We start from the raw sequence: 16,084 nt of genomic DNA, 5'->3' as shown, positions 1-16,084 counted from the left end.
TGACCCCCCAAGGTTGAGGTTCGGTGCCGCACATCCTCAATCCTTGAGCGGAGTCCAAGCAGGACTGTCCGAGGACGTCAAGCTTTTGTTGACATTGCGATCTCGATTCTCCGGACGACCGCTTGGACCGGTAGCGGCAGCCGGCGAGCCTCCACCTCCGCCAGGTCAGCAACGAGATGCCGGGCCAGGGCGTACAACGCCCCCGGCGCTGAGTCCGACGCGTGCGCTGCCGTCCCGCGCACCAGCGACGCCGCCGGAAACCGGGCATCCCAGCCCCGATCCGCGTCGATCCACCGCTGAAGGTCAGCCACGGCCGCCCGCAGGGCGGCGATCCGAGCGGAGTAGCGACGATCGAGCGCTTGCCGCCGGGATCGTCGAGCCGCTGCGAGGCGTTGGCGGCGCTGCTCCGCGGCCTGCCGGCTACCCGAACCCAACGCTACGGCTATCTCGGCCCAGGTGGCACCCGCATGGCGGGCGCGGTCGATGAGCTCCAACTCCCGCTCATCGAGGTGGACTCGCGCGTTCCTGACGTCGGCCAACTGTGCGATCGCTGAGGTCACCTGTCAACACTACGTTGACATGGATGTCATCGCCCTTCCACGTTGGCACTCGTAGGTCTCAGCCGTCGGTCACCGACCCCCACCGAAGCACCGTCAAGCGATCCACGCTCTTCGACCAGACCGCCCTGAAGTCACCCGTTCGACCGCTGCCACCCGACATAACGCGCATCCACCAAAACCAGGCGAGGCGCCGTCCGGGCCGCGCAAGAGCCCTCGCGCCTCGGCAAAACTCGAACCTGCCTCATGTTGATGGGTATGATCCGTAAATGACAGGCAGGCCGGAGGCGACTGACGGTCGGAAACGACCAACACAATTAGTCAGTCGCAGAAAACTGATGACGCTGGCTGGCGTCGGAACGCTTGGCGGGCTAACCGCCCTCATTGGGACGAAAATTACCCCTCGGTGGACTGACCGTAGCGCCCACGGAATCGATCCCGCCTGGATAGAGCCCGCCGAGGTCAGCGCCACCCCCGCGCCACCGCCACCGCCACCGACGGCTACCGGCACCGGCACCGGCACCGGCACCGGCACCGGCACCGGCACCGGCACCGGCACGCTACCGTCCCGAGAAGAGATCATCAGCCAGTACGGTGCCCGGACACCACGCTACTGGGGATTACACCCGGACAGTTCCTGGTCGACATTTCCGACCGACACCTCACTGACCCGCAACTCCGTCTGCCTGACGTTCGATGCTTGCAGCGACAGCAGCGGTTACGACGAACGGCTGATCAATACGCTGCGGGCGCAGCGCATACCGGCGACGCTGTTTGTCAACCAGCGCTGGGCAACTACTCATCGACAGGAATTCGAAAGCCTGGTGGCTGACCCCCTGTTCGAGATCGGCAACCACGGCACCAAACATCGCCCATTGTCGGTCTCCGGTCGCTCCGCGTACGGAATCGCCGGCACGAAAAACGTTGGCGAGGTGTACGACGAAATCGCCGGCATGCACACGTGGATGGCCACCAACTACGACCTCCAGCCAAAGTTCTTCCGTCCTGGAACAGCCCACGCCGACAATGTGGCCACGCAGGTGTCCCGAGCGATGGGCGAATGGATCGTGATGTTCAGCGTCAACGGCGACTCCGGTGCCACCGCAAGCGCCAACCAGGTCTACCAGCAGTTCCTGCGGCTCCGCCCCGGTGGAATCCTGCTGGCGCACTTCAACCGTCCTGGGTCGGAGACAGCCGCCGGCGTCGAACGTGCACTTCCGGTTCTCAAAGCACGCGGCCTACGCTTCCGAAGGCTCGACGAAGTGATCCCTGCTGCTACTTCTCCGGAGCAACCTCCCCGTTGGTGAACCGTCCGCACCAGCCAAGTCGCCGCTGCCACGACGGCACTCGCCATCGCACGCGCGTGACACCATCGGCTGGCACCCCGCGCTCAGCCAATCCGCAAAACTCGTCCACTCCGGTCGACTGAGGGCGGTTTCGCCACGCACTCCGCCCCGGCCGGGTGACGATCAGTGTGCGGATCCAGCGGGGGGGTGACGTGACGCAGACGGGCGGAGGGCCGAGACACCGGTATCGGCGGGACAGCGAGATGTCCCGGGACACCGACCGGGTGGAGGCCTTCAGCGACGCCGTGATCGCCGTCGCGCTGACTCTGATGGCGGTGGAGCTGCTCCAGTTCAACCCGTCGGGCGCGGCCGACACCGACCTGGTGTCGCGGCTCCAACAGGAGTGGCGGGCCTTCCTCGCCTACGTCATCACCTTCGCCGTCGTCGGCCAGATCTGGCTGGCGCACCACAACAGTTGGCGATACGTAGTCCGGGTTGACCAGATGCTGTTGGTGCTGAACCTGCTGATGCTGATGTTCGTGGCGGCCATCCCGTTCACGGCCAACCAGCTCTCGGACCACCTTCGCGGCAGCGATGTGGACCAGCGGTTGTCGGCCGCGATCTACGTCGGCGCCGTGCTCGGCGAAGCGCTGTTCTTCAACCTGGCCTGGTGGTGGGCACGCTGGCGGGGACTGCTCAACCCGGATCTCGATCCCCACCTGGCGGCGTCGGTCTCCCGCCGATACCTCATCCGCCCGCTGCTCTACCTGATCGCCTTTGCCATCGTCTTCATCAATCCGATCCTCAGTCTGCTGGCCTACCTACTGCTGGTGGCGATCTACCTGATCCGCGGCCCGGGCGACCTCCCGCCCGCCGGACGGGCGGAAGACGAGTGTGGCTAGCCCGGGGCCGACCTGGCCATGCCGGACCTCGACTACGTGTGCTGCTCCGGAGACCCGACGCCGGCGCAGACCATGGATGGCCCGACGCGTTTGTCAACGCCGCCCCGTCCATGAAGGCAGCTCGACAGCACGCCCACACCACACCCAGATCGACCCGGACTCGTTCGTGGCGTTCGTAGCCACCCAGCGCACCACCGTCCGGTCAATCGCCCGCTTCAAGGTCCGCGACCCGAGAGCTCACGCACTGCGCGAGGACGGGCCGTGGAGCAACCCCGGGGAGGTGACCTCCGGGCCGTTGTCGGTGCTGGTGGTACGGGGTGGGCGCGGCAGGTTTCGAACCTGCGACCCCTCGCTTGTAAGGCGAGTGCTCTCCCACTGAGCTACGCGCCCCGGGCGCCGGTGAGACGGGCCGGAGGCTGGCAAGCTTACCCTGCCGCCACCAGCCCCGCCCCGACGGTCGACCAGGTGTCAGGCGGCCGCAATCTCAGCCAGCGCCTTACGCCAGCCCTGCTGGTCCCGGGCCTCACCCGGCGTGTTCATCTCGGCGAAGCGGACCACACCCGCCTTGTCGATGACGAAAGTGCCCCGGTTGGCGACGCCCCCAATGTCGTTGAAGACCCCGTAGGCCTGGGCGACCGCGCCGTGCGGCCAGAAGTCGGCGAGCAGCGGGAACTGGTAGCCCTCCTGGTCCGCCCAGATCTTGTGGGCGTACACCGAGTCAACGCTGACGGTGAGCACCTGAACGTCTTCGTTGACGTACTGGTTCAGGTTGTCCCGTACCTCGCACAGTTCACCCTGGCAGATACCGGTGAAGGCGAGTGGGTAGAAGACCAGGAGCACGTTGCGCTTGTCACGGAAGTCGGCGAGCCGAACCTCCTGGTTGTTCTGGTCCTTGAGCACGAAGTCCGGCGCCTGCGCGCCAACCTCGATGGGCATACGGAACTCCTTGCGGGTCGGGTCAACGTCACGAAAGCCTGCCATACGGCGGGCGCTGAGCGGTGCGGAGTCAGTTACTTCTTGCTCTTCGACCCACGGCGCAGCACCAACCGGGCGCCACTCCAGTCCCGGCCGGCGTTGATCGTGGAGGTCTGCTGCAGACCGGCGGTGGGCGCGGACTCGGCGATCTCGCTGGGCTCCACGTGCCCCTCACGTCCGGCCTTCGGCGTCAGTAGCCACACGATTCCGCTGTCCGCCAGCGGGCCGAGCGCATCGACGAGCAGCTCGAAAAGGTCACCGTCGCCGTCCCGGTACCACACCAGTACCGCGTCGACCACCTCGTCGGTGTCTTCGTCAACCAGTTCCCCACAGCGGTCGGTCAGTGCGTCTCGGAGATCCTGGTCGACGTCGTCGTCGTACCCCATCTCCATGACGACCATCCCCGGCTCGATTCCGAACCGGTCCGCCAGGCTGCGTACCCCGTCGGCGGCCTGACCAGCGGTCGCGCTCACTGTCGCGTGCCTCCTCTTTCATCCAGCTCACGGCGTCGGTTGACGCCGTGAGCCAAGTCCACACAGTTGCGGCTCGGCGCGCAAGTGGCACACCGGGTGGAACGGAATTTACCCTGCCAGGAGTGTGCGGGCACCCTGGGTGATGGCATCGTCGGTGACCAGAACCTGACGGGCTGCCGGGCGTTATGGTACGAACGAGTCAACTGCCGCGACACTCCGACGTACCTGGCATCGACCATGGCCACGATGCCTCTCCGCGACGACAGGGGCGCCCGGTCTACTCCGCCGCGCCAGCTTCCGGGCAGCCGTACTCGGATATTTTGGTCACCAGCAGGCGCAGGGCGCTGATCTCCTCATCGCTGAGACCGGCGAGGAGCCGGGACTCGGACATCGCTTGGTGGACCCGCACCCGCACCAACCGCCCGGCTGTGGTCACCACGAGTGCCTTCTGCCGCCGATCGGCGGGGTCGATCCGGCGCTCGACCAGGCCCGCCTGCTCCAACCGGTCTACCAGGGCGGTCACGTTGGACCGGTCGCAGCGCAGCTGCTCGGCGAGTTCGCGAGCCGGCAGCGGTCGGTCCGGGTCGAGTTCGTACAGGGCGCGGGCCACGGCGGGGGTGAGCCCCAGCCGGGTGATGTCGGTTTCCTGGTCCTGCCGGATGGTCGAGGCGATCTGCATGATCCGACGGATGGCGTCCCCGGCCAACTCGGACCGGTTGCCCGCGGGGGAGTCGGCCCGCTGGATGGTGCGATGCGCCATGTCCGGCACCCTACCCGCCGCACCAGCTGAGGTGGCCAGTTCCCGAAACGACGGGCACCGGTGTCGGAACCGCACCGCCCGAGGAGGGTGCTGTCCGTCGGGCCGGTCAGCCGGTTCGTCGGGGCCGGTCAGCCGGGCAGGAACGAGAAGCGGACGTGGCGGGTCGGGTTGTCCCCGTTCGGGTCCACCAGGCACAGCGACTGCCAGGTACCGAGCATGAGCCGCCCGGCACACACCGGCAGCGTCGCGTACGGCGACAGGAAGGCGGGCAGCAGATGGTCCCGCCCGTGACCGGGGGCCCCGTGCCGGTGTCGCCACCGGTCGTCGGCGGGCAGGAGGTCGTTGAGCACCCGACGTAGGTCGTCGTCGGACCCGGTGCCGAATTCGATGAGCGCGAGCCCGGCGGTGGTGTGGGGCACGAAGACGTGCAGCAGGCCGTCCCCCTGTCCGGCGACGAACCGGTCCGCCTCATCGGTGATGTTCCGGACGGTGAGGCGGGAGCCCGTCTGCACGGTGATCACTTCGGTACGCATGTCTGAATTCTGCCCCGCGGCCTGCCCTGGCCGACCCGTGACACCGAGACACCGTCCGGCTGCCCCAAATAAGTTACCAATGAGTACCTGTGTCGAGCATCGCGTCTCCTGCGGGTGAAGTGACGGGGAGCGCCTCGAGAAGGCAGGATGGCGCTATAACCTGACCAAAATCCAACCGAGGGAACGCCTGTGGCCACGGAACGCAAGCGCCCGGTGATCAGTGCCGGTCTGCCGAGCCAGCTTCCGGATATCGACCCCGACGAGACCGGCGAATGGGTCGAGTCGCTCGACGGTGTCATCGACGAGCGCGGGACGAAGCGCGCCCGCTACGTCATGCTGCGCCTGTTGGAACGAGCCCGCGAGCGTCAGGTCGGGGTGCCATCCCTGACGACCACGGATTACCTCAACACCATCGCTCCGGAGCAGGAGCCCTGGTTCCCCGGTGACGAACACGTCGAGCGGCGCATCCGGGCCTACATCCGATGGAATGCGGCGGTGTTGGTGCACCGGGCCCAGCGGCCGGAGATCGGGGTCGGGGGGCACATCTCGACGTTCGCCAGCTCGGCCTCGCTCTACGAGGTCGGCTTCAACCACTTCTTCCGGGGCAAGGACCACCCGGGGGGCGGCGACCACCTCTTCTACCAGGGGCACGCCTCCCCCGGCATGTACGCGCGGGCGTTCCTCGAGGGACGGCTCAGCGAGCACCAACTCGACGGGTTCCGCCAGGAGCTGTCGCACCCCGGCGGCGGGCTGCCGTCGTACCCGCACCCCCGGCTGATGCCGGACTTCTGGGAGTTCCCCACCGTCTCGATGGGCCTCGGCGGCGCCAACGCCATCTACCAGGCCCGGTTCAACCGCTACCTGCACCACCGCGGCATCAAGGACACCTCCGACCAGAACGTGTGGGCGTTCCTCGGCGACGGCGAGATGGACGAGCCGGAGACGCTGGGCGCGATTGGGACCGCCGCCCGGGAGGAGCTGGACAACCTCACCTTCGTCATCAACTGCAACCTGCAACGCCTGGACGGGCCGGTCCGCGGCAACGGCAAGGTCATGCAGGAGCTGGAGGCGTTCTTCCGGGGCGCCGGCTGGAACGTCATCAAGGTCGTCTGGGGCCGCGAGTGGGACCCACTGCTCGCCCGGGACACCGACGGCGCGCTGGTCAACCTGATGAACACCACGCCGGACGGTGACTACCAGACCTACAAGGCGGAGTCCGGGGCGTACATCCGGGAGCACTTCTTCGGCCGTGACCCGCGGACCCGCAAGATGGTCGAGCACCTCAGCGACGACGAGATCTGGAACCTGAAGCGGGGCGGCCACGACTACCGGAAGCTCTACGCGGCGTACAAGGCCGCGGTGGAGCACACCGGGCAGCCGACGGTGATTCTGGCCAAGACCATCAAGGGTTGGACGCTCGGCTCGCACTTCGAGGGGCGTAACGCCACCCACCAGATGAAGAAGCTGACGCTGGAGGACCTGAAGACCTTCCGCGACCGGCTCTACCTGGACATCCCGGACAAGGCGCTGGAGGAGAACCCCTACCTGCCGCCGTACTACCGGCCGGAGGCGAAGTCCGACGAGATCGAGTACCTGCACGAGCGGCGCCGGCAGCTCGGCGGCTACCTGCCCTCCCGACGGTCCGGCACGAAGCGGCTCGCCATCCCCGGCCCAAAGAGCTTCGCCGACGTGAAGCGTGGTTCCGGCAAGCAGAAGGTGGCCACCACGATGGCCTTCGTCCGGCTGCTCAAGGACCTGATGAAGGACAAGGAGTTCGGCCGACGCTGGGTACCGATCATCCCGGACGAGGCCCGCACCTTCGGGATGGACTCACTCTTCCCGACGCGGAAGATCTACTCGCCGCACGGCCAGCGCTACACCTCGGTTGACCGGGAGCTGTTCCTGTCGTACAAGGAGGCGACCAGCGGGCAGATCCTGCACGAGGGCATCAACGAGGTTGGCTCGGTCGCCTCCTTCACCGCGGCCGGCTCCGCGTACGCCACGCACAACGAGCCGATGATCCCGATGTACATCTTCTACTCGATGTTCGGGTTCCAGCGGACCGCGGACGGGCTCTGGGCGGCGGCCGACCAGATGTCCCGCGGCTTCCTGCTCGGCGCGACCGCCGGCCGGACCACGCTCAACGGCGAGGGCCTCCAGCACGAGGATGGTCACTCGCTGTTGATCGCCGCCACCAACCCGGCGGTGGTCGCCTACGACCCGGCGTTCGCCTTCGAGATCGCGCACATCGTGGAGAACGGCCTGCACCGCATGTACGGGGAGGCGCAGGAGAACGTCTTCTACTACCTGACGGTCTACAACGAACCGATCGTGCAACCGGTGGAGCCGGCGGAGGTCGACGCCGAGGGCATCCTGAAGGGCATCTACCGGTACGCGCCGGCGCCCCAGGTGGACGGCCCGTCGGCACAGCTGCTCGCCTCCGGCACCGGCATGCAGTGGGCGCTCAAGGCGCAGGACCTGCTCGCCCGGGACTGGGGGGTGGCCGCCAGCGTCTGGTCCGTGACCTCCTGGACCGAGCTACGCCGCGACGCGGTCCAGGCGGAGGAGCACAACCTACTCAACCCGACCGAGCAGCAGCAGGTCCCGTACGTGACGGCCAAGCTCGCCGATGCCGACGGACCGAAGGTCGCGGTCAGCGACTGGATGCGCGCGGTACCGGATCTGATTGCCCGCTGGATACCCGGCGACTACACCTCGCTCGGCACCTGCGGATTCGGGAAGTCCGACACCCGGCACGCGCTGCGTCGGTACTTCCACGTGGACGCCGAGTCGATCGTGGTCGCCACGCTGCGGCAGCTCGCGCTCCGCGGCGCGGTCCCGGCGGGGGTTCCCGCCGAGGCGGCCAAGAAGTACGCCATCGACGACATTGGCGCCGCCCCGGTCGGTGAGACCGGCGGCGACAGCTGACCGACGGTCACGGCCGGTCCGGTGTGGAGTGTTCCACGCCGGACCGGCGTCGTAGCTCGGGGTGTGCCGGCCGCATCCCCTGGTGCGGTTACTGGCCGCAGGTGGATTCTGAACGTATGCGAATCTGGCCGCCCCGCACCCGGGAGTGGGAGCCGCACAGTGGCGGTGGCCCGGATCCCTGGCTAGGACCCCAGGCCACCGCCGGAACGGGTGACGCCAGGACGAGACCCGGTCAGCCGACGGCGGCCAGGTCGGTCAGCCGGGCGAGCGAGTCCTCCAGGTCGGCGCCGACCCGACGCAGACCGAGCCGGAGCAGGGCGGCCTTGACCGGACCGGCCGGCCAGCGTACGACGATCAGCCGCACGACCGTCCCGCCCGCTGCCTCGTCCGCGGTGAGCTGGACGTAGATCTCGGTGCGCGCCTCCGCTCGGGCACCGGCGCCCTTGGCGCGTTCCCGCCAGCCGATCAGGGTCGGCTCCTGGTAGGCGATCACCTCGGCCTCATGGGCCGCGCCGCGCCCCGCCTGGACCCGCTGCCGCCGGCCGAAGCCCTCCCCGGAGAGCACCTCCGCCGCCCGGACCCCGGCCAGCCAGGCCGGTAGCTGTTCAGCCCGCTGCACGACGCCCCAGACCGCTTCGATCGGTGCGACTACGTGCGAGCTGCGTTCCACGAGGATCATTTTCCGTTTTCCTCCAGTGCGGACAACCCACGATATCGGCACTCTATGCGCTATTTCGGACTTAAACGGACAGGTAGGCAGAAGACACGCCGAAAACCCTTGCCTCTATCCGCGCGCTACGGGTATGGCCGCCACCGGCGACGAGGGGCCCTTCCGAACGCCGGTTGGGCCGGCCGTAGGCTTGAGGGCGTGACGGTACGTGTACGCTTCGCCCCCTCCCCGACCGGAATGTTCCACGTCGGCGGCGCCCGCTCGGCTCTGCAGAACTGGATCTTCGCCAAGCAGCAGGGCGGAGTGTTCGTGCTCCGGGTCGAGGACACGGACGCGGCCCGCAACAAGCCCGAGTGGACCGAGGGCATCCTGGCCGCACTGGAGTGGATCGGCATCGCACGCGGCAGCTACGAGGGCCCCTACTTCCAGTCCTCGTACGCGACCGAGCACCGCGCCGCCGCCAGCCGGCTACACGAGAGCGGGCGGGCGTACTACTGCGACTGCACGCGAGAGGCGGTGCAGGCCCGTACCGGCTCACCACACACCGGCTACGACGGCTTCTGCCGGGATCGGAAGCTGGGTCCGGGCGCCGGCCGCGCCCTCCGCTTCCGAACCCCGGACGAGGGTACGACCGTGGTGGTCGACCTGATCCGCGGTGAGCCCACCTTCGACAATCGGCTGATCGAGGACTTCGTGATCGCCCGGAGCGACGGTTCACCGGTCTTCCTGCTCGCCAACGTGGTTGACGACATGACGATGGGGATCACCCACGTCATTCGGGCCGAAGAGCACCTACCCAACACGCCGAAGCAGCAGCTGCTCTGGGACGCACTCGGCGTGAAGCCGCCGGTGTGGGCGCACGTCCCGGTCGTCGTCAACGAGAAGCGACAGAAGCTGTCCAAGCGCCGGGACAAGGTGGCCCTCGAGGCGTACCGCGACGAGGGCTATCTGGCCGACGCGATGCGCAACTACCTGATGCTGCTCGGCTGGGCCCCGGCCGGCGACCGGGAGATCGTGCCCTGGCCGGCCATCGAGGAGGAGTTCCGACTGGAGGACGTGAATCCCTCCTCGGCCTTCTTCGACGAGAAGAAGCTGCGCGCGTTCAACGGCGAGTACATCCGAGCGCTGCCGGTGGCCGATTTCATTGCGGCGTGCCAACCATGGTTGACCGGGACCGCGACGATCGCACCGCCACCGTGGCAGCCGGACGAGTTCGACGCCGAGGCGTTCGAGGCGGTGGCACCACTGGCGCAGACCCGGATCGCGGTGCTCAGCGAGATCGTGCCCAACGTGGACTTCCTCTTCCTCGACACGCCACTGATCGACGAGGGAGCGTGGGCCAAGGCGATGAAGGACGGCGCCGGCGACCTGCTCGACGCGGTGATCGCCGCCTTCACCGAGGTGCCTTCCTGGGACGCGGAATCGACCAGGTCGACACTGGAGTCGGTCGGCGCAGAGCACGGCCTGAAGCTGGGCAAAGCCCAGGCGCCCGTCCGGGTCGCGGTGACCGGCCGCCGGGTCGGCCTCCCCCTCTTCGAGTCGCTCGAGGTCCTGGGCCGCGAGCGCACCCTGACCCGGCTACGGGCCGCCCGGCTCCGCCTCCCCTGAGGGAGATACACCCGGCCGTCCGGTTGTCCGGCGCGGTAGGTAAAATGCGCGGGTCGACCGGCCGCGATCGGCGACTCCTGGGTTGAAGATCACAGATAGCTGAAATCTCTTCACCAGGAGGTGCAACCAGCTGTCGCGTGACGGAGTCTATTGAGGTGGAGGCGTCCGGCCTAGCATCCGGCGTCCACGGCGATCCGCGTGCACAAAGCCCGCAGCGATGCCATCCATCGAACGGGGGCGAGGAGGCAGCGATGGTCCGTAGGGTATGGCGGTTGGTCGCCATCATGGCTGGTGTTCTCACAGCGGGAGTGCTCTCACTCGGCCTCACCGCACCCGCGTCGGCGACGACGCAGTCGCCGCCAGCGGGGGTGGATATCACCGGCGCCGATATGGCTGAGCCGCTACACCTGCGCGCCGACACCCACCCGACCCAGGTGGCGGCCGTCATCGACCAGGTTAACTTTCTTGGCGACGCCGGCCAGAGCAGCAAACCGAAGAAGGCCGATCTCGGTCCTAAGTACACTGTCGTCGTGCTCGCCGGGGACAAACCCCAGCAGACCTACGACCTGTACCCGAAGGCCGCCGGCGGGCCCCGTATCTACCGGCCGGCCAAGCAGCCGGACTCCGAGCAGACCGCCGCCGGCTGGTTCTTCGGCCGATTCACCATGTCGGAGACGCTGCGGACAGCTGGTGTGCCGTTGGAGCGGCAGGTGGACACGGTTGGTGGTGGGGCCGGCGGCAGCGAACGGATGATTCCGGAGGACGCGCTCGACCCGGCTGGAAACATCGACGAGGCCTTCAGCGGGTTGCCCCGACTGCTCCTGGTCAACGTAGCCGTCGTGCTGACGATCACCTTCGGGCTGGCCGGGATCGCCCTGCTGATCCGGCGTCGGACCCGCTGAAACTCACGGTCGATCCACTGACGTCGCCGGCCGGCCCACCGCGCCGGTCGGCCGCGGCGCCATCCGGCAGCGACCGCTTCCCCGCTGCCGGATCAGCACCAGCGGCTGGGCGGTCGGCCGGGTCGCCCAGCCCGCGTTCGAGGTCGAACCGGGCCGTGCCGGTGCCCGCCCGCCCAGCCTGGCAGGCTGCTGAGGCAGTCTCGAAGTGGGCTTGACGGCGACCCGACCGACTCGGCGGACCGTTGGCGCGGCACCGCTGAATCCTCCGCAGCGCGCTCCGATGAGGGCCCGCTCGGTGTCTCGCCCGGAACGCCGCCGGCGAGCCACCGGTGCTGCTTGGTTGCCGGCAACTCGTGGTGGCCCGGCCGGCAGTGCCCATCCTGGGCGCAGCCGTGCTCGGCCTCCCCGTGCGCCATCCAGGTCTCCTCACCCTCGCCGTGACCCACCGGCGCTGCCCCGGCGTGCCCCTGTCACCGTACTGGCCGGGACCGACGGGCGGTGTGGCGCGCGTACCAGGTCACATCCGGAATCGACGCGAATCACCAACCTCGGACGAATCGACCAGGCGCCACGCGCCACCGGAGGTGGGACGCGACCGACGCCCAAGCCGTGGGAAGGCCGACCGTGACCGCCGAACAGCCCCGCTCACCCGGCACAACACTGCAGGTAAGGACGTGTCAGGCTAGGGCGGTGAACGAGCCGGGAACCGAACTGGCGGCCACGCTGCGCCGGATCGAGCGGGCGGCGGGAGCACTCGCCACCGCCAGCGTGGCGCGGATGGACGAGACACTGCCCTGGTTCCGCGAGCTCCCGGCGGACCAACGCTCCTGGGTCATGTTGGTGGCGCAGGCCGGTGCCCGCTCCCTGGTGCAATGGCTGCGCGCCGGCGGCGGCACCGCGGACAGCACTCAGGAGGTCTCCGACGAGGTCTTCGCGACCGCACCGCAGGCCCTGGCCCGTTCTATCAGCCTCCAGCAGACGGTAGCCCTGATCAAGGTGACCATCGACGTGGTGGAAGAACGGGTCCCGACCCTCGCCGCCCCCGGGGAGGAACAGCAGTTACGGGATGTGGTGCTGCGCTACTCCCGGGAGATCGCGTTCGCCGCCGCCCGGGTGTACGCGCGGGCCGCCGAGTCCCGTGGTTCCTGGGACGCCCGGCTCCAGGCCCTACTGGTTGACGCGCTACTACGTGGCGACTCTCCAGACGTGTTGGCCAGTCGGGCGGCGGCACTGGGCTGGGCGGACGCGCCCCCGGTGGCGGTGGCCGTGGGCCGCTCCCCCGGCGGGGAGGTCTCCGCCGTACTGCACACCGTCTACCGGCTGGCCCGGCGCATCGGCGCCGAGGTGATCGGCGGCGTGCACGGCGACCGCCTGGTCATCGTGCTCGGCGGGGTGGCCGATCCGGTGGCCGCCACCGGCAAGCTGCTCGACGCCTTCGGTACCGGCCCGGTCGTGGTGGGCCCGGCCGTGCCGAGCCTGGACGAGGCCACCGACTCCGCCCGGGCCGCCCTCGCCGGATTCCGGGCCGCCCCGGCCTGGCCGGCCGCGCCCCGACCGGTACCCGCCGCCGACCTGCTGCCGGAGCGGGCGCTCGCCGGAGATGCCGAGGCCCGGCGCCGGCTGCGGCACGACGTGTATGCCCCGCTGGCCCGGTCCGGTGGGGAACTGCTGGAGACGCTGGACGCCTTCTTCACCGCCAGCGGCACCCTGGAGAGCGCGGCCCGGGCGCTGTTCGTCCACCCGAACACCGTGCGGTACCGGCTGCGGCGGGTGGCGGAGGTGACCGGGTTGTCTCCCCTCGCGGCCCGGGACGCCTACGCGCTCCAGGTGGCGCTCACCGTCGGCCGACTCGACCCGGTGGTCGCCCGAACACCGAATCGGACGTCAGACCCGATTACCCCCAGAAAAGGGCAATAAACTGACCGCGCCAAGGGGTCTTTGTAGGATTCCTCCAAAGGTTCTAGTGCGGTTTGGTGCAAGACGGCACAGCGCTGCCCGCGCGGATCCGGGAGAGTCGTACCCGTGCTCGCCGTACTCTCCCCCGGCCAGGGTTCACAGAAACCCGGCTTCCTGACCCCTTGGCTCGACCTGCCCGGTGCCGAGGCGCGGTTGCGCTGGTGGTCCGCGCTCGCCGGGGTCGACCTGGTGCACCTCGGCACGGCCGCGGACGCTGACGAGATCAAGGACACCGCCCGTACCCAGCCGCTGCTCGTCGCGGCGGCGCTACTCGCCGCCGAGCAACTGCCGATGCACGATGTCACGCTCACTGCCGGCCACAGCGTCGGCGAGTTGGGCGCGACCTCGCTCGCCGGAGTACTCACCCCGGAGGCCGCGGTCACGCTGGCCGCCGTCCGGGGGCGCGAGATGGCAGCTGCCTGCGCGCTGGAACCGACCGGGATGGCCGCGCTACTCGGCGGCGACCCCGAGGAGGTGCTCGGCGCCATCGAGAAACACGGGCTACACCCGGCCAACCGCAACGGCGCCGGCCAGGTCGTGGCCGCCGGCTCCCTTGGTGGGCTGGAGAAACTCGCCGCTGAGCCCCCCGCCCGCGCCCGGGTCCGCCAGCTACAGGTGGCCGGCGCCTTCCACACGCCGTACATGGCCCCGGCCGAGGCCGCCCTCGCCGCCGTGGCTGCCGGCGTCACCCCCACCGATCCGACTCATATCCTGCTGTCAAACCTCGACGGCGCGGCGGTGAACCATGGCCGGGAGATGGTGCAGCGGCTGATCCGCCAGGTCACCGCCCCGGTCCGTTGGGACCTGTGCCTGCGCACCCTCGCCGACCTCGGCGTGACCGGGGTGATTGAGCTGCCCCCGGCCGGCACCCTCGCCGGCCTGGTCAAGCGGGAGCTCAAAGGCGAGGCGGCTCCGGAGATCGTCACCCTCAACACCCCGGACGACCTGCCCGCCGCGCGAGACCTGATCGCCCGGCACAGCGGCCCGGCTGGCCACGAGCCGATCATCCAGTTCCGGGTCGTGGTCTCCCCCGCCGCCGGCACCTTCGTCCCCGCTGACGAGCTGACCGAAGGCGTTGACCTGCGCGTCGGTCAGATCATTGGCCATATCGCCACCCGACAGGGCTCGGTCGAGGTCACCGCCCACGACAGTGGCCTGCTCACCGAATGGCTCGCCCACCACGACGATCCGGTGGCCCCGGGCCAGCCGCTGGCCCGCGTCGGTGGTCACACATGACATCGCGGTACCCATGGCCGCATAGGGAGGGACAGCCTTGATGACGGGCAGCCGGATCGTTGCGCTCGGCCACTACCAGCCGTCCCGGGTGGTGACCAACGACGAGATCGCCCAGCTGGTGGAGACCAGCGACGAGTGGATCCGCGACCGGGTCGGCATCGCCAGCCGCCGGATCGCCGACGGCGAGACGGTCACCGACATGGCCGCCGCCGCCGCTGGCAAGGCGCTGGCCGGCTCCGGCCTGACCGCCGCCGACATCGACCTCGTCGTGGTGGCCACCTGCACCGCGGTCGATCGCAGCCCGAACGTCGCCTCCCGGGTCGCGGCCCGGCTCGGGATCACCGCGCCCGGCGCGTTCGACCTCAACACCGCCTGCTCCGGCTTCGCGTACGCCCTCGGCACGGTCGACCACGCTGTCCGGGCCGGCGCAGCGCGGAACGCCATCGTCATCGGCGCGGAGAAGCTCTCCGACTTCACCGACTGGACGGACCGTTCGACCTGCATCATCTTTGGCGACGGGGCGGGAGCCGCGGTGGTCACCGCCACCGGGGCGGATGAGCCGGCCGGCATCGGCCCGGTGGTGTGGGGCTCGGTGCCCGAGCGCGGCGACGCGGTCCGGATCGAGGGATGGCGCCCGTACGTGCGGCAGGAGGGACAGGCCGTCTTCCGCTGGGCCACCACCGCACTGGCGCCGCTGGCACTGCAGGCGTGTGAGCGGGCCGGGGTCGCCCCGTCGGAGCTGGCGGCGTTCGTGCCGCACCAGGCCAACACCCGCATCATCGACGGTATCGTCAAGCGCCTCGGCATCCCCCAGGCGATCGTCGCCAAGGACCTGGTCGAATCCGGCAACACCTCGGCGGCGAGCATTCCCCTGGCCCTGTCGAAGCTGGTGGAACGGCGCGAGGTGCCCTCCGGCGCACCAGTGCTGCTGTTCGGCTTCGGCGGTGGCCTGACCTACGCCGGTCAGGTCATCCGCTGCCCCTGAGACCCGGTGTGCCTCGGCACGCCACCCTTCGCCAACACGGCGAAGCAACCCCGATGAGAGGAACCAACAGCAATGACCCGTGACGAGATCACCACCGGCCTCGCCGAGATCCTCGAAGAGGTTGCCGGGGTGACCCCGGACGACGTGGCCGAGGGGAAGTCCTTCACCGACGACCTGGATGTCGACTCCCTGTCGATGGTGGAGGTCGTGGTGGCCGCCGAAGAGAAGTTCGGCGTCAAGATCCCGGACAACGAGGTGCAGAACCTGAAGACGGTCGGGGACGCCGTCAGCTACATCGAGGCGCAGTCCTGAC

The 16,084-nt window shown here is 69.1% G+C and carries 16 protein-coding genes and 1 tRNA gene; 9 read left to right on the top strand and 8 right to left on the bottom strand.

Annotated features, from left to right (window positions below; translation table 11 throughout):
- Positions 1–77 precede the first annotated feature (77 nt).
- Positions 78–560, bottom strand: a complete 483-nt coding sequence (locus tag SALPAC3_RS0120830) for a hypothetical protein (RefSeq protein WP_018223110.1) — start codon at positions 558–560, stop codon at positions 78–80.
- Positions 561–895: 335 nt separating this feature from the next.
- On the opposite strand from SALPAC3_RS0120830, the gene SALPAC3_RS0120825 reads away from it, so the two are divergent.
- Both SALPAC3_RS0120825 and SALPAC3_RS0120820 read left to right on the top strand, forming a co-directional pair.
- Positions 896–1,864, top strand: coding sequence for a polysaccharide deacetylase family protein (locus SALPAC3_RS0120825; protein ID WP_018223109.1), 969 nt, complete (start codon positions 896–898; stop codon positions 1,862–1,864).
- A 242-nt stretch (positions 1,865–2,106) separates the two neighbouring features.
- Positions 2,107–2,745, top strand: coding sequence for a TMEM175 family protein (locus SALPAC3_RS0120820; protein WP_018223108.1), 639 nt, complete (start codon positions 2,107–2,109; stop codon positions 2,743–2,745).
- Positions 2,746–3,063: 318 nt separating this feature from the next.
- Here the strand turns inward: SALPAC3_RS0120820 and SALPAC3_RS0120815 are convergent.
- The 5 genes from SALPAC3_RS0120815 to SALPAC3_RS0120795 form a co-directional block, all read right to left on the bottom strand.
- A tRNA-Val gene (locus SALPAC3_RS0120815) sits at positions 3,064–3,135 on the bottom strand.
- A gap of 78 nt (positions 3,136–3,213) precedes the next feature.
- On the bottom strand, positions 3,214–3,681 hold the full coding sequence (locus tag SALPAC3_RS0120810; RefSeq protein WP_018223107.1) for a peroxiredoxin: 468 nt from the start codon (positions 3,679–3,681) through the stop codon (positions 3,214–3,216).
- Between the two features lie 74 nt (positions 3,682–3,755).
- Positions 3,756–4,193 carry a DUF3052 domain-containing protein gene (locus SALPAC3_RS0120805; RefSeq protein WP_018216517.1) on the bottom strand — a complete coding sequence of 146 codons (438 nt, stop codon included), beginning with the start codon at positions 4,191–4,193 and terminating at the stop codon, positions 3,756–3,758.
- Positions 4,194–4,470: 277 nt separating this feature from the next.
- On the bottom strand, positions 4,471–4,953 hold the full coding sequence (locus tag SALPAC3_RS0120800; protein ID WP_018223106.1) for a MarR family winged helix-turn-helix transcriptional regulator: 483 nt from the start codon (positions 4,951–4,953) through the stop codon (positions 4,471–4,473).
- A gap of 128 nt (positions 4,954–5,081) precedes the next feature.
- Positions 5,082–5,486, bottom strand: coding sequence for a YjbQ family protein (locus SALPAC3_RS0120795; RefSeq protein WP_018223105.1), 405 nt, complete (start codon positions 5,484–5,486; stop codon positions 5,082–5,084).
- Between the two features lie 189 nt (positions 5,487–5,675).
- Between SALPAC3_RS0120795 and aceE the strand changes: the two genes are divergently transcribed.
- Entirely contained in the window at positions 5,676–8,414 is a 2,739-nt protein-coding gene (gene aceE, locus SALPAC3_RS0120790) for a pyruvate dehydrogenase (acetyl-transferring), homodimeric type (protein WP_018223104.1), read from the top strand.
- 232 nt (positions 8,415–8,646) lie between these two features.
- Here the strand turns inward: aceE and SALPAC3_RS0120785 are convergent, their stop codons facing one another.
- Complete coding sequence (locus tag SALPAC3_RS0120785; RefSeq protein ID WP_018223103.1) at positions 8,647–9,093, bottom strand: SRPBCC family protein; 447 nt, start codon at positions 9,091–9,093, stop codon at positions 8,647–8,649.
- Positions 9,094–9,282: 189 nt separating this feature from the next.
- Between SALPAC3_RS0120785 and gltX the strand changes: the two genes are divergently transcribed.
- Positions 9,283–10,692: a glutamate--tRNA ligase gene (gltX, locus tag SALPAC3_RS0120780; RefSeq protein ID WP_026185771.1), complete on the top strand. Its 1,410-nt coding sequence runs from the start codon at positions 9,283–9,285 to the stop codon at positions 10,690–10,692.
- Positions 10,693–10,943: 251 nt separating this feature from the next.
- Positions 10,944–11,594, top strand: coding sequence for a hypothetical protein (locus SALPAC3_RS0120775; protein WP_026185770.1), 651 nt, complete (start codon positions 10,944–10,946; stop codon positions 11,592–11,594).
- Between the two features lie 92 nt (positions 11,595–11,686).
- Here the strand turns inward: SALPAC3_RS0120775 and SALPAC3_RS29245 are convergent, their stop codons facing one another.
- Entirely contained in the window at positions 11,687–12,010 is a 324-nt protein-coding gene (locus tag SALPAC3_RS29245) for a hypothetical protein (protein ID WP_026185769.1), read from the bottom strand.
- Between the two features lie 274 nt (positions 12,011–12,284).
- Here SALPAC3_RS29245 and SALPAC3_RS0120765 point away from each other — a divergent pair, with 274 nt between their 5' ends.
- The 4 genes from SALPAC3_RS0120765 to SALPAC3_RS0120750 all read left to right on the top strand — a co-directional run bounded on the left by SALPAC3_RS0120765 (position 12,285) and on the right by SALPAC3_RS0120750 (position 16,083).
- Positions 12,285–13,511 (top strand): PucR family transcriptional regulator, encoded by a 1,227-nt coding sequence (locus SALPAC3_RS0120765; RefSeq protein ID WP_018223100.1) that lies wholly within the window; start codon positions 12,285–12,287, stop codon positions 13,509–13,511.
- A gap of 105 nt (positions 13,512–13,616) precedes the next feature.
- Positions 13,617–14,786: an acyltransferase domain-containing protein gene (locus tag SALPAC3_RS0120760; protein WP_018223099.1), complete on the top strand. Its 1,170-nt coding sequence runs from the start codon at positions 13,617–13,619 to the stop codon at positions 14,784–14,786.
- Between the two features lie 40 nt (positions 14,787–14,826).
- The gene (locus SALPAC3_RS0120755) at positions 14,827–15,771 is read left to right on the top strand and encodes a beta-ketoacyl-ACP synthase III (RefSeq protein WP_018223098.1); all 945 of its coding nucleotides are present in this window, start codon (positions 14,827–14,829) and stop codon (positions 15,769–15,771) included.
- Positions 15,772–15,843: 72 nt separating this feature from the next.
- Positions 15,844–16,083, top strand: a complete 240-nt coding sequence (locus SALPAC3_RS0120750) for an acyl carrier protein (protein WP_012183711.1) — start codon at positions 15,844–15,846, stop codon at positions 16,081–16,083.
- Position 16,084 lies beyond the last annotated feature (1 nt).

Origin of the sequence: Salinispora pacifica DSM 45544 (assembly GCF_000378845.1) — a bacterium.
In the GTDB taxonomy this organism is placed as follows: domain Bacteria; phylum Actinomycetota; class Actinomycetes; order Mycobacteriales; family Micromonosporaceae; genus Micromonospora; species Micromonospora pacifica.
Note: the sequence above shows the minus strand (reverse complement) of the source record. Positions and strands in the feature narration are given on the sequence as shown.

Coding starts and splice junctions, on each gene's coding strand:
- SALPAC3_RS0120825 (WP_018223109.1), top strand. CDS start 896: ATGACGCTGGCTGGCGTCGGAACGCTTGGCGGGCTAACCGCCCTCATT.
- SALPAC3_RS0120820 (WP_018223108.1), top strand. CDS start 2,107: ATGTCCCGGGACACCGACCGGGTGGAGGCCTTCAGCGACGCCGTGATC.
- SALPAC3_RS0120810 (WP_018223107.1), bottom strand. CDS start 3,681: ATGCCCATCGAGGTTGGCGCGCAGGCGCCGGACTTCGTGCTCAAGGAC.
- SALPAC3_RS0120800 (WP_018223106.1), bottom strand. CDS start 4,953: ATGGCGCATCGCACCATCCAGCGGGCCGACTCCCCCGCGGGCAACCGG.
- SALPAC3_RS0120795 (WP_018223105.1), bottom strand. CDS start 5,486: ATGCGTACCGAAGTGATCACCGTGCAGACGGGCTCCCGCCTCACCGTC.
- SALPAC3_RS0120785 (WP_018223103.1), bottom strand. CDS start 9,093: ATGATCCTCGTGGAACGCAGCTCGCACGTAGTCGCACCGATCGAAGCG.
- SALPAC3_RS0120775 (WP_026185770.1), top strand. CDS start 10,944: ATGGTCCGTAGGGTATGGCGGTTGGTCGCCATCATGGCTGGTGTTCTC.
- SALPAC3_RS29245 (WP_026185769.1), bottom strand. CDS start 12,010: ATGGCGCACGGGGAGGCCGAGCACGGCTGCGCCCAGGATGGGCACTGC.
- SALPAC3_RS0120755 (WP_018223098.1), top strand. CDS start 14,827: ATGACGGGCAGCCGGATCGTTGCGCTCGGCCACTACCAGCCGTCCCGG.
- SALPAC3_RS0120750 (WP_012183711.1), top strand. CDS start 15,844: ATGACCCGTGACGAGATCACCACCGGCCTCGCCGAGATCCTCGAAGAG.